The organism is Terrabacter aerolatus, assembly GCF_007991735.1.
GTDB lineage: Bacteria > Actinomycetota > Actinomycetes > Actinomycetales > Dermatophilaceae > Terrabacter > Terrabacter aerolatus.
Genome location: NZ_BJYX01000009.1, coordinates 11,972 through 24,413 on the forward strand (window position 1 = coordinate 11,972; position 12,442 = coordinate 24,413).

A 12,442-nucleotide genomic window follows, 5' to 3' on the forward strand; every position below is an offset into this window, starting at 1 on the left:
CGTCGGGTACTGGGCACGTGGCGGCATCGTCGCCCTTCAACCAGCAGGGGCGGCGGTGGCGTCGGGTCGTCGGCGGACAGCGAGACGGCACCCGCTCGGGGGATCGGGTGCCGCCTCACCCTCACCATCGCCGTTCGCGACGATGCGTTACAGACACCCGAGGGCGTATGCCGTCACGCCCGCCCGCGCCCCTCGGCGCGCCGGGCCCCGTGCGGCGTCGCGTGGTGGGTCTCGGGCCGGGTCCCGGGTGGCGTGCCGGCACCCGGGTCGTGGCCGTGCTGGGCACCGTAGACCGCCGCCTGGGTGCGGCGCTCGAAGCCGAGCTTGGCGAGCAGCCCGGAGACGTAGTTCTTCACCGTCTTCTCGGCCAGGTGCAGGCGAGCGCCGATCTGCCGGTTCGTCAGACCCTCGGCGATGAGGCCGAGGATCTCCTGCTCGCGGTCGGTCAGTGAGTCCGCCGGCGACCACTGTGCCGGGTGTCCCGGCCGCCCTCCGTGACCCGCTCCGGCCCGTTCGGCGTCGTGGCTCGCGTCGGCCGCGTCGTCGCCCGGCCGGCGGATGCGCTCGAGCAGACGCTCGACGAGGGCCGGGTCGATGAGGGAGTGCCCGGCGGCGACGTGCGCCACCGCCTCCGTGAGCGAGGGGCCGCGGATCTGCTTGAGCAGGTAGCCCGAGGCGCCGGCCATGACCGCGGCGAAGAGGGCGTCGTCGTCGTCGTAGGAGGTGAGGATGAGGCAGCGGGTGCCCGGGCTGCTCACCTGCACCTCGCGACACACGTCGATGCCGCTCCCGTCGGGAAGGCGCGCGTCGAGCAGGGCGACCTGCGGCGTGAGCGTCGGGATCCGACGCAGCGCCTCGGCCGCCGTGCCCGCCTCGCCGACGACCCGGAAGCCGTCGTGGGACTCGAGCAGGTCGATGAGTCCCCGGCGGACGATCTCGTGGTCGTCGAGCAGGAAGACCGTGATCGGCGTGGTCACGTGGTCAGCGGAGCGGTCCATGCGAGCACCGTGCCCCTCTCGTCCGTCGTCAGGGTGCAGTCGCCGCCCCGGGACCGGGCCCGGCTCGTGAGGTTGTCGAGACCGCGGTGCGGGCGGTCCGGGGCCGTGTCGCGGTCGTGGTGGACCGCTCCGACCGACGACGCCGGTGCCCCGTCGTCGATGACCTCGACCGTGACGCACGACGACGTGACCGCCACCCGGACCTCCACGGCGGCGCACCGCGCGTGCTTGACGACGTTGGTCAGGCCCTCGCGCAGGACGGCCGTGACGTCGTGGAGCAACGGCGGGTCGACCATGGTGGCCACCGGTCCCTCGAGCCGCACCGTCGGTTCGACGTCGAGGCCGGCGGTCGCGGAGGCGACGACCTCGAGGATCACACCGCGGGGGTCGGTGGACGACCGTGTCTCCTGCAGCTCGAAGATCGTCGTGCGGATGCGCCGGATCGTCTCGTCGAGGTCGTCGACGGCCCGCCGCAGCGCGTCGCGCACGGACCTCTCGGTCGCCCGTCCCGTGACCGCCTCGAGCGTCAGCTCGGTGGCGAAGATCCGCTGGATCACGTGGTCGTGGAGGTCGCGCGCGATCCGGTGCCGGTCCTCGAGCAGGGCGACCCGGGCCTCGTCGCGCCGTCCGTCGGCGAGCTCGAGCGCCACGGCGGCGTGCAGGGCGAGCTGCTCGGCCATCTCGACCTCGGCACGGCTGAAGGTCCGGTTGCCGGCGCGACGTGCGACGACGACGGCGCCGCGCACTCCCGCCTCGCCGACGAGGGGGCAGGCCATGGCCGGACCGCACGTCCCGGCCGTGACCATGGGCGTCAGGTTGGCCGTGGCACTCTCGTCGGCCACGACGGCTTGTCGCTCCCGCATGGCCGTGCCGGCGAGCGACGGGCCGGCGGGGTATGCCGTGCCGACCAGGTCGTCGGTGCCCGGCCCGCGCGCGACCTCGATGACGAGCATCGCGCCGTCGTCGGGCGCGGTGGGGCTCGGCTCGGCCCCGTCGGCCTGCTCGAGGAAGTCGATGGTCACGGCATCGGCGTCGGCGAGCCGGAGCACGGCATCGGCGATGCGGACGAGCACCGCGTCACCGAGGCCCGGCCTCAGCAGGTCACGGCTGATCTCCGCCGAGGCGCGCAGCCACTCCTGCCGACGTCGCGACTCCTCGTAGAGCCTGGCGTTCTCGATCGCCACCCCGGCGCTGGCGGCCAGGGCGACGACGAGGTCCTCGTCGTCGGGCCCGAAGTCGGAGCCGTCGACCCGCTCGGCGAGGTAGAGGTTGCCGAACACGTCGCCGCGCGAGCGCAACGGGACGCCGAGGAAGCCGCGCATGGGCGGGTGCCCCGCGGGGAACCCGGCCGAGCGGGGGTCGTCTGAGATGGCGTGCAGGCGGATGGGCTCGGGGTGCTCGATCAGTGCTCCGAGGACGCCGCGCCCGGTGGGCAGGTGCCCGATGCGTTCGACCGTGGCGGCGTCCATCCCGGCGTGGATGAACTGCTCGAGCCCACCGTCGGGGCCGATGACCCCCAGTGCCGCATAGCGGGCGCCGGCGACGTCGCGGGCCGCCTCGACGATGCGGCGGAGCACGGCGGGCAGGGCGAGCTCCGAGACGACGGAGCGGTTGGCGGCGAGCAGTCCGCGCAGACGGTCCTCCGCCGAGCCGGGTGCCCCGGGCGGTGGGGCCGCGGCGACGCGCTCGACCATCAGCCGGCCCCGGGGGCCGTGCCCAGGGGAATCCGGGCCCGACGGTTCGTCGCACGCGTCGACGTCATGCCCCAAGGCTAGGCCCGGCCCAGCCGGCGGGGGAGCGTTGTGGCGAGGTCGGGGCTGTGACGTCAGTCAGCAGGTCTGCGCGCCGCGGAGGGCACCCGCTGGGAACCGAAGGAACGACCGGACAGGCGCTCGACGGTGATCCCGATGAAGACGTTGCGCACCCCACCGGCCCACGGCTCGGCCCCGTCGACCGTCCACAGGTGGGTGAGCAGTGCCGGCGACGCGACGGCCTGCCCGCGTCCGTGGGCGATGACGCTCCACCCCGTGTGACGGGTCGCGTCGAGGTCGTCGACCTCGAACACCACCTGGGTCGGCCGGACCAGCTCGGACAGGACCCCGAACGGGGACGTGCGGAAGACGATCATGTCCGCGACGCACGCGTAGCTGACGGGGAAGATCTGCGGCCCGTGGCCGGCATTCCAGCCGATCCGGCCGATGTCACGCGACTCGAGGAGCGCCTGGCACTCCGCGAAGGCCAGGTCGGCGTAGTTGATCCTTCGGCTCGTGCGCTGACCGCGCGGCGCCGACGCCCGTTCTTGACCGACCCGGCGGTCGAAGGTCGTCATCTCATGCTCCTGTCGGTTGGGCCGCCGCGGCGGGCCGGTGGGCGCGGTGGCTGCCGTGGGGCACGTTCCGGGCGGTCGGGCGCCCGAGCTCGACGGCGGACAGCGCGCGTGGCTCGGGTGTCGCGGCCCGCAGCATGGCGCGGCAGCGGTCGAGCTCGGCCTGCACGCGAGCCAGCTCGGTGCGCAGCTCGAGCACGTGGACGAGGTGGTCGCCGACGCTCCGTGCCCAGGCGTCGACGGCGCGCCAGTCGGCGCACCACGTCATGGGGATCGTCGAGGCCTCGTCGGGGTGCTGGTCGCCCGAGGACCGGGCGGCTCCGTGGCCCGCCGCCCCCTCCGGGTCCTCTGGGTCGACGTGACGGGGGCGCCCACCGTTCGAGTGGCTGACACGGAGGTGGTGGACGGCGACGACGAGGTCGAAGCCGTTCGTCGTGGTCACGGCGACGCTCGGGCGGCAGGCCACGCGGTGACCGGCCCGGGTCAGCTCGTCGGCGACCGTGGCGGCGATCGCCTCGTCGATGCCGGCCGTGGTCGCCGCGAAGGACGGTTCGGCGGGGAGCGGGCCGGGCGCCGGAGTGGCTCGGTGGTCCGCCTCGTCGGTGGGGACCGTCGCCGCGGCCGTGGTCTCGCCGGGCGGCTGCGGAGTGGAGTACGTGATGAGGACGGTGCACATGGTGCTCTCCCAGGTCGTAGCCGCCGGGCGCGGCGCTGCGTCGATGGTGCACGCGGCTGAGCCGGTGAGGGTACGGCCGAAGGTCGCGCCGACCGTGGGACCAAGGTCCCGGATCGGACAGGACCGATGCACCTGCCGCGCGAGCCGGCCACGGCGCAGTCTGGGAGCAGAGGTGAGCGCGATGGACGAGACGACACGCCCCGACGGCGGTCCGGCAGCTGCTGGTGTCACACCGACGGCAGCACGCGTGGAGGCGGTGACCGGAGCCGGCGTGCCCGGGCGGAGGGCCCGGATCGTGGTGGGGGTGGACGGCTCGAAGCAGAGCCGGATCGCCCTGCGGTGGGCCTGCTCCGACGCACGCGCCAAGGGCGACGTCGTCGTCGCGGTCGCGGTGTGGCACCTCTACCCGCTGGCGCCGCCCGACCGTGTCGGCGCGTCGCCGTGGTGGTTCACGACCGACCCGCAGGAGGCCACCGCGGCCTACCTCGGGGAGGTCGTGGACGAGGTCGAGGCGGACTTCCCCGACGTCGAGATCGAGCAGAAGGTGCTCTCCGGCCACGCGGCCGAGGAGCTCATCCACCTCTCGGCCGCGGCGGAGGAGGTCGTGCTCGGCGCGACCGGCAGCGGCGGCTTCGCGGGGATGTCGCTCGGCTCGACCAGCCGGGCCGTCCTCGAGCACGCGCTGAGCACCGTGGTCCTCGCCCGCTGACGGCTCGGTCCAGACGGTCGCGGTGGCAGGCGCGGTGGTCACCGAGCCGGGGTCATCGTGGGGTGGCCTGCCAGCGCCCGTCGGTGGTCCTGGCCGCGAGTCCGCGTGCGGCGAAGGCCTCGAGCCAGCCCTCCATCGGCCACCATCCCCAGCGCTCGGCGAACCGGTTGGCGTTGGCGACGACGTCGTCGACGTGCTGGACCGGGGGCGAGGAGGTCGGGTGGTGCTGGTGGTGGGCCCGGGCGCCGCCGACCCACAGCAGGCGGCCCGAGGCGGCGCCGAGGCGCTGCCCGAAGTCAGTGTCCTCTCCGCCGTAGCCGACGTAGCCCTCGTCGAAACCCCCGACGGCGCGCCAGTCGCGCACGGTGAGGGCGAAGGACAGCGACCAGAAGAGTCGCAGGTCCGTCGCGGGACGCACCTCGTCGGGGGACAGGACGGGTCGGGCCGGGTGGGGGTCGGCGAGGACCTCGAGTGATTCGAGTCCGAGGTCGCGGTAGTCGCGACCCGTTGGTGGGGGCGGCAGGTAGGCCACCTCGCCGGCGAGGACCGTCGGGACTGGCGCGCCGACGGGGACAGCGTGCTGCGGCTCGTGGTCGGGCCCGGACGGGCTCTGTGACCGCGCCACGTCGGGGCGTCGTCGGCCCAGGGTGGCGAGCACGCCGGCATACCTCCCCACCAGCCCCCGCGAGGGGATGCAGTCCACGTCGAGCAGCACCACCCGGTCGGCGCCCGCCCGGGCGGCGACGTCGACGCCGAGGTTCCGGGCGGCGGCGAGGGGCAGGTGACCGTCGCGCCGCGCCGTCGCGGCCACGTGCACGTCCCAGTCGCCGCGATGCCTGCGGGCGACGGCCTCGACGCCCGGGTCGTCCATGGCGACGACGACATGGGTGTCGGGACGATGGTCCTGCCGGCGCAGCCCCCACAGCTGGCGTTCGAGATGCTCGTGCCGGCCGTGCACGATGGTCACGACGGCGAGGCTGCCGTCCGGGCCGCTCACGACGCGGTTCTTCCGGAGGACGTCACCGGACGGTGGTGCGCCACGAGCGCGTCGAGCCGGACGGCCGCCGACGCTGCGCCGTGACCGGTGGACCACCGCTGCCACCCGTCACCGCCACGGGCGACGGCCCGGTGGAGCAGCCCTGGCCAGCGGTCCGCCTGTGGCCACGAGTCGACGCCGACCGCCACGCCCAGGCGCTCGACCGCCCGCGCCGTGGCCACCTGCTCGTCGAACGGGCGCGGCTGGGCCACGACGACTGCGGGCCGACGTGCCGCAGCGACCTCGGCCACCGCGTTCTGGCCCCCGTGGGTCACGACGACGTCGGCCGCCGCGAGCTCGGACCACAGGTCGGGCGACGGCGAGTCGGGTCCTCGCTCGACCCACTCCCAGCCGGGCGTGGCGGCGCGGGCGCTCGCAACCTCCGAAGCCGAGGTCCCGCGCCCACCACCGCCCCACAGCAGCAGAACCCGTCGCGGCGCGGTCGGCGCCGTCGGCGTCGCCGGGTTGTCGAGGCGGGCGGGCCCTGCGTGGGCCACAGGTGCGACCCGTCGGACGGACGAGGGTGTCAGGCCGTCGAAGCGCGACAGGCCGCCGACGGCCCAGAGCTTCGCGCGCCAGTGCGCCGGCCAGCTCTCCGTGTGGGCCGTCTCGGGCCAGGGCGCGAGCAGGGCGTCGGCCATCTCGTAGGCCAGGGCGTGGACCGGGTCGGTCCGGACGCCCGGCATCGCGAGCACGACCACCGGCACCCCACTGAGCCTGCTCAGCACGGCGATCTCGACGGACACGTCGACGACGATGAGCACCGGATCGGCGCGGTCGATCCACTCCGTCACGGCAGCGGCGCGCCTCGCGAGTCCCCGGTCGTGTCGTGGGACCCAGTGCAGCACCCCGTGCGCGGTCGGGTCGGCAGCCGCCGCCTCCGCCGGCGGCATCGTGTCGTCAGGGTCGAGCTGCACCCACCCCTGCTCCCAGGACGTCGGCCGTCGTAGAGAGCTGAGCCCCGTCACCGGTGAGCGCAGGTGCTCGACGAGGGCCTCCAGACGGGTGAGGTGGCCGAGGCCCTGGTGGTGGACGTAGTAGCCGATCACGCGGCATCGGACAGCTCGGTGAGAGAACGGTAGAGGCCGACGTACTGCTCGACCATGCGGTCGACGGAGCAGGCGACCACGGCGTGCGCACGGCAGGCGGCCCGGTCGAGGACGACAGCACGTGCGACGGCCCGCGCCGCGTCGTCGTCACCGGCGTCCTGCGGGACGAGGATGCCCACGCCGGGCACGACGAACTCCCGCAGGCCGCCACGGTCGAGGGCCATGACCGGAGTGCCGCAGGCCAGCGACTCGGCGGCCACGAGGCCGTAGGGCTCGTCCCAGTCCGGCGTGACGAGCATGGCGGCGCTCGCACCGACCAGCGCCACGAGGCCGTCGGTGTCGAGGTGGCCGACGTAGGAGATGTCGTCGCCGAGCTCGCCGGCCACGTGCCGGGCGAAGTAGTCCACGTCACCGACGGGGCCGGCGATGCGCAGCCGCCGACCCGCGGCACGGGCGATGGCGATGGCCCGGTGGGGGGCCTTCTCGGGGACGATGCGTCCGACCCACACGAGGTCGTCGCCGCCCGGCCCCGCGACCCAGCGCCGGTCGTCGACCCCGTTGTGCACGACCGAGGCCGTAGCGACGTGCGACCACGCGCGGGCGGTGTGGTCGCTGACGGCCACGAAGTGCCCGTGCCGCGCGACCTGGCGCGATCGTGCGTCGATAGCGATGGCCGGCTCGAGCCACGGGGTGGGAGGGGTGTGCAGGGTGGTCAGCACCGGCGCGCGCAGCGAGTGCGCCATGGCCACGGGCAGGTGGTGGAGGCTGTTGTTGTGCACCACGTCGACGTCGTCGCGGCGCTGGAGGGCCACCATCACCTGCAGGTAGGCGTCGTGCTCGCGCAGCCAGGCCTCCGGCACCATCGACACGTCGGCGCGCGCCGAGTCGCTGAGGTGCAGCGGCACGATGTCGAGCTCGAGGGCCCCGAGGGCCGGGTCGCTGCCGGGTGCCGCGAAGAGGGTCACCTCGATGCCGCGCTCGCGCAGGCCTCGCACCAGGTGCCAGGTCAGCGACTCCAGGCCGCCCGCGAACGGCTCGGCGATCGGGTGCCTCGACGACCCGAGAACGGCGACGTGCATCAGGCGCTCCGGCTCGCGACGTCGGCCAGGACTGCGGCATACACCTGCTCGTGGACGCGGGAGATCTCGTGGCGCTCGCGGCGGCGCTGGGCGGGGTCGGCCCGCCACGACGGGCGGTCCCGGTGGGACGCGAGGAGCGCCTCGCGCAGCGGGGGCGCGCCGCCCTCGCCGGTCGACCGGGTGGCTCCGGAGGCGCCGTAGAGCAGGCACGGCCCCTGGTCCGCGTAGTGGCCGCAGTCCGGCGCGACGACGGTCGTGCCGAGGTCGTGACAGGCCTCGAGCCAGCCCGAGTGCGTGCCGAAGCGGTAGGGCAGGACCGACACGTCGAGCGATTGGAGGTAGTCCCACAGCTCGTCGTCGGAGAAGTAGTCGTGCACGTGCAGGTCCACCTCGTCGCGGGCGGCGAGCTCGCGCAGCCGTGGCTCGAGGTCGGTGACGTGCCGGGGATGGCCCGGGGTCATGACGTCGGTGTGCGCGTCGACCCGCAGGCGGGCGCCGGGCAGGTCGGGCAGCGTGGCGACGATCTCCTCGATGACGGGCAGCGGGTCCATCCCGGCCCGCAGGCTCTTCGCGTGCACCCCGATGACGAAGCCCGAACCTGCCACCCGGGGCTGGGAGAGGCGTGGCTCCTCGACGACGTGCGGGTGCGGGACGACGCGTGCCGCGCGGCCCCACCGCAACTCGATCTCCGCCGCCGCCCCCGGCGTCAGGGTCAGCACGGCGTCCGCCGCGTCGAGGAGGACACCGAGCTGGGCGTCGTGCAGCGCACGGTCGTGGTGGTGCGGGTTGCGCAGGTCGTGAACCGTGACGACGAGTGGGCGCCGGTGGCGACGCAGGCTCGCGACGACGTCGGCGAGCTCGTCGGGCGACACCGCGTCGAAGCCGAAGTGCACGTGCATGACGTCGAACTCGCCCGCGTGCTCGTCGACCCACCCGGGCTCGAGCATCCTCGGCGGCCACCACTGCGCGTCCGGGACGTCGGCGCGCGGCCGCGGGTCCGGGAGCCGGCGGACCGTCGTGTCGCCATCGGGGGGCGAGAGGTGCCGGACGTAGACATGGCCTGCGGGGACGGATGCGATGACGGGACTCAACCGGGTGCCTCTCGGTGCGCACCGCCCGACGCACCGATGGAGGGGGCGCCGGCGCGGGTCTGGGGGCCGCTGGGCTGGAGCCTCCGTAGGGCCCATACCCCCGCGTCCTCTCGATGACACCGATCCGCCGGATCGTGCGAGGTTTGCGAGGTTTGCGAGGTTTGCGGCCGGTCGACCGTGCCGTATGCCGTCAGTGCGGTCAGGCGACCCCGGCGCGGTCGCGTCGCCGCTCGAGGTAGTGCATGACGGGGGTCGCGAGCGTCCCGTGGACCATGACCGACAGCAGGATCGTGAACGCCACCGTCGACCAGAGCCAGCGCTCCTCGGGGAACGGGTGCTCGCCTGCCGCGAAGGCGAGGTAGTAGAGCGAGCCGATGCCGCGCACCCCGAAGAACGCCGTCGCGAGCGTCTCCTTGCGCCCGAGCCCGCCCGGGAGACCCTGCGCGCGGGCCTTGAGGCGCAGGCTGAGCCAGCCGGCGGTCGGACGGAGCACGAAGACGAGGGTGAGCGCGATGACGACGCCTCGCCAGTCGAGCTCGTCGAGCACGCCCTTGGTCATGCTCATGCCGAGCATGAGCAGGATGATGAGCGTCAGCAGCCGCTCGAGCCGCTGGACCACCTCGTGCATCGAGCGGTGGTAGCGGTGGTTGCGTTCCGCTGCCCGCAGCGTCATCCCGCAGGCGAAGACGGAGATGAAGCCGTAGCCTCCGACGAGCTGGCTGACCCCGTAGGTCATGACGAGCGCGGCGAGCGCGAGGAGCGGCTCGCCCTGCTCGGCGAGACGCAGCGACCTGCGGGGTGACCGGAAGGCGACCTTGGCCAGGCCCCAGCCCACCGCGACACCGGCGGCGACACCGACGACGACCTTGCCGACGAGGTCCCAGGCCAACCACTGCAGACCCCAGGACCCGACGGAGGAGAGACCTCCGGCGGAGGCGAGCAGGACGGCGGCCGTGACGAACGGGAAGGCGAGCCCGTCGTTGAGGCCGGCCTCGGAGGTCAGGGCGAAGCGCACGTCGTCCTTCTCGTCGACCGGTTCGCCGAGCGCCGCCTCGGCGGGGCGGTCGTCGCCGTCCGCGCTCTCGTTCTCGGCGGCCTCCTCGTCGGTCTCGACCCGGGGCCCCTCGACCTGAACGTCGCTGGCGAGGACCGGGTCGGTGGGCGCCAGGGCGGCGCCGAGGAGGAGCGCGGCGGCGGGAGCGATGCCGAGGCCCCACCCGAGCAGGGCCACGGAGGCGATCGTCAGGGGCATCGCGACGACGAGCAGCCGCCACGTCGGTGACCACGTCGCCCACGCCGAGCCGCTGCGCCAGGTGAACGTCCGGTCGATGGCCAGGCCGACGCCCATGAGGGCGACGAGGATGGTGAATTCCGTGACCCGCTCGACCTGCGGTCGGATGGCGACGGGGTCCAGTCGCATGCCGGCGGGCAGCGGCAGCAGACCGATGCCCATGCCGAGGACGAGGAGCACCATCGCCGCCGACACGGCATACCGGTCGAGCACGGAGGGGAGCACCGCCGCGAGGAACATCGCGACTCCGGCGATGAGGTAGATCAGGTTGATGGACATGACGACACGCGGGTACTCCTCGGGTTGGGCCTCAGTGTGACCTACCCGGCGGAGCGACGCACCGATCGTGCTCGCCCCGGCCTGGCCCGAGGGTCTACGGTCGACAACGACGAAAGGTGGTGTCGAGATGGGTGGGGACCAGCGGCAGCAGGCGGACGAGGAGCTGCGAGAGGTCGCCGAGTCGTTCGCCCGCCTGGGTACCGAGCTCGAGTCCATGGACCCGACGGCGACGTTGGACGCGCTCGCCAGGTTGGCCGTGGAGCGAGTGCCCGGTACCCGCTGCGCGAGCATCACCAGCTACGAGCACGGGCGGTTCCGCACCGTGGCGGCCACCGACGACCTGGCCCGGCGGGCCGATGCCATCCAGTACGCCCTCGGATCCGGGCCCTGCCTCGACGCCATCGTCGACGACACGCTCTACCGCCCCAAGGACCTGCGCCACGACGACCGGTGGCCGGAGTACGGCGCGAAGGTCTCGAGCGAGCTGGGCCTGCTCAGCATGCTGAGCTACCGCCTCGGCCACGAGGTGGGCGACACCATCGACGGGCTCAACATCTACGCGGACGAGGTGGCGGCGTTCGACGAACGGGCCGAGCTCGTCGGGCTCATGCTCGCCACCCACGGTGCCCTGGCGGTGGCCCTGTCGGCCAACCAGCTCCAGGTCGAGAACCTCCAGAGGGCGCTCGTCACCAACCGCGAGATCGGGGTCGCCATGGGCATCCTCATGGCGCGGCACCACGTCACCCGGGACCAGGCCTTCGGGCTCCTGCGCATGGCGAGCCAGAACGCCAACCGCAAGCTGCACGAGGTGGCCCTGCAGGTCTCCGACACCGGTGCGCTGCCCCCGATCGGTGGCGACCGGCGCCAGCGCGAGGACGTCGCGGACTGACGACCCGGCTCAGGAGGCCGTGCTCATCCGGTCGGGCTCGAGCTCGGCGTCGGCCACGGCCTCCGCTGCACGATCGGCCAGGTGGTCGTGCAGGCGGACCGTGATCCGCCGGAGGCTGCGCGACACGTGCATCTGGCTCACGCCCCGTGCCTGCCCGATCTCCCGCTGGGTCATGCCCTCGACGTAGCGCATGAGGAGCAGCTCGCGCTCGTCGTCGTCGAGGGCGGTGAGCGCCTCGGTGAGACAGACGCGGTCGTCCGCGGCCTGGAGGCGCTCGTCGTCGGCGGCGAGGAACGCCGACATCCCCGGGCGGTCGTCGTCGGCCGTGCTGCAGTCGAGCGAGAGCGGTCGGAAGCCGGTCGCGGCGCACGTCGCCTCGCGCACCTCGTCGACCGTGGCCCCCACGGCACGGGCGAGGTCCGCGTCGGTCGGGGTGGCGCCCAGCTCCTGCTCGAGCCGGGCCCGGACGGTCTGGAGGTCGGCCCGGAGCTCCTGGAGCCGGCGCGGTGGCCGCACGACCCAGCCGCGGTCGCGGAACCAGCGCTTCAGCTCACCCGAGATGGTCGGGACGGCATACGCGGCGAACGAGGGCGCGTGCCCCGGCTCGTAGCGCCGGACGGCCTTGACGAGGGCGAGACGGGCGACCTGGACGAGGTCGTCGTGCTCGACGCCCCGGCCGTCGTAGCGACCCGCCATCGTCGTGCACAGGTCGAGGTAGAGGAGCACGATCTGCTCGACGACGTGCTCGGACTCCTGCTCGGTGGTGCTCGAGGCGAGCTGGTCGAAGAGCTCGGACGTCTCGGCGTCACGCTCGGCGAAGGACGGTCGGGGGTGGTGGGCGGACGGCGCCATGACTCATCTCCGGGAGTGTCGGATGACGGAGTCGGCGCTGTGGTTGGACCGCTCAGACGTCTCGACAGTGCCACGACGCCGGGCCGTCGCGCAATGGTCGGGCGAGAAGTCCCTCGTCACGGGCTCGCGACGGGAGCGAGGATGCCGGTGGCGCGGCGGTTCTCGCG

Annotated in this window: 12 protein-coding genes; 2 read left to right on the forward strand and 10 right to left on the reverse strand. The window is 73.8% G+C overall.

Going from position 1 to position 12,442, the window contains the following annotated elements; translation table 11 throughout:
* Window positions 1-173: 173 nt before the first annotated feature.
* The 4 genes from TAE01_RS09935 to TAE01_RS09950 form a co-directional block, all read right to left on the reverse strand.
* Window positions 174-998, reverse strand: coding sequence for a response regulator (locus tag TAE01_RS09935; RefSeq protein ID WP_147065981.1), 825 nt, complete (start codon window positions 996-998; stop codon window positions 174-176).
* Window positions 974-2,692: a sensor histidine kinase gene (locus tag TAE01_RS09940; RefSeq protein WP_147065982.1), complete on the reverse strand. Its 1,719-nt coding sequence runs from the start codon at window positions 2,690-2,692 to the stop codon at window positions 974-976. The genes TAE01_RS09935 and TAE01_RS09940 overlap by 25 nt, the downstream gene beginning before the upstream one ends.
* A 131-nt stretch (window positions 2,693-2,823) precedes the next feature.
* Window positions 2,824-3,327, reverse strand: a complete 504-nt coding sequence (locus tag TAE01_RS09945; RefSeq protein WP_147065984.1) for a pyridoxamine 5'-phosphate oxidase family protein — start codon at window positions 3,325-3,327, stop codon at window positions 2,824-2,826.
* 1 nt (window position 3,328) lies between these two features.
* A complete protein-coding gene (locus tag TAE01_RS09950) occupies window positions 3,329-4,000 on the reverse strand; it encodes a hypothetical protein (protein ID WP_186815142.1) in 672 nt (223 codons plus the stop codon).
* Between the two features lie 181 nt (window positions 4,001-4,181).
* Between TAE01_RS09950 and TAE01_RS20510 the strand changes: the two genes are divergently transcribed.
* On the forward strand, window positions 4,182-4,709 hold the full coding sequence (locus TAE01_RS20510) for a universal stress protein (RefSeq protein ID WP_186815143.1): 528 nt from the start codon (window positions 4,182-4,184) through the stop codon (window positions 4,707-4,709).
* 52 nt (window positions 4,710-4,761) lie between these two features.
* Here the strand turns inward: TAE01_RS20510 and TAE01_RS09960 are convergent, their stop codons facing one another.
* The 5 genes from TAE01_RS09960 to TAE01_RS09980 form a co-directional block, all read right to left on the reverse strand.
* A complete protein-coding gene (locus TAE01_RS09960; RefSeq protein WP_147065990.1) occupies window positions 4,762-5,706 on the reverse strand; it encodes a glycosyltransferase family 2 protein in 945 nt (314 codons plus the stop codon).
* The gene (locus TAE01_RS09965) at window positions 5,703-6,794 is read right to left on the reverse strand and encodes a glycosyltransferase (protein ID WP_147065991.1); all 1,092 of its coding nucleotides are present in this window, start codon (window positions 6,792-6,794) and stop codon (window positions 5,703-5,705) included. The genes TAE01_RS09960 and TAE01_RS09965 overlap by 4 nt, the downstream gene beginning before the upstream one ends.
* Complete coding sequence (locus tag TAE01_RS09970) at window positions 6,791-7,873, reverse strand: glycosyltransferase (protein ID WP_147065993.1); 1,083 nt, start codon at window positions 7,871-7,873, stop codon at window positions 6,791-6,793. Before TAE01_RS09970 ends, TAE01_RS09965 begins: the two co-directional genes overlap by 4 nt.
* The gene (locus TAE01_RS09975; protein ID WP_147065995.1) at window positions 7,873-8,964 is read right to left on the reverse strand and encodes a glycosyltransferase family protein; all 1,092 of its coding nucleotides are present in this window, start codon (window positions 8,962-8,964) and stop codon (window positions 7,873-7,875) included. Before TAE01_RS09975 ends, TAE01_RS09970 begins: the two co-directional genes overlap by 1 nt.
* Before the next feature lie 199 nt (window positions 8,965-9,163).
* On the reverse strand, window positions 9,164-10,534 hold the full coding sequence (locus TAE01_RS09980) for a cation:proton antiporter domain-containing protein (protein ID WP_147065997.1): 1,371 nt from the start codon (window positions 10,532-10,534) through the stop codon (window positions 9,164-9,166).
* Window positions 10,535-10,661: 127 nt separating this feature from the next.
* Here TAE01_RS09980 and TAE01_RS09985 point away from each other — a divergent pair, with 127 nt between their 5' ends.
* Window positions 10,662-11,423, forward strand: coding sequence for a GAF and ANTAR domain-containing protein (locus tag TAE01_RS09985; RefSeq protein ID WP_147065999.1), 762 nt, complete (start codon window positions 10,662-10,664; stop codon window positions 11,421-11,423).
* Window positions 11,424-11,432: 9 nt separating this feature from the next.
* Here TAE01_RS09985 and TAE01_RS09990 read toward each other — a convergent pair whose 3' ends face one another.
* On the reverse strand, window positions 11,433-12,275 hold the full coding sequence (locus TAE01_RS09990) for a sigma-70 family RNA polymerase sigma factor (protein WP_147066001.1): 843 nt from the start codon (window positions 12,273-12,275) through the stop codon (window positions 11,433-11,435).
* Window positions 12,276-12,442 lie beyond the last annotated feature (167 nt).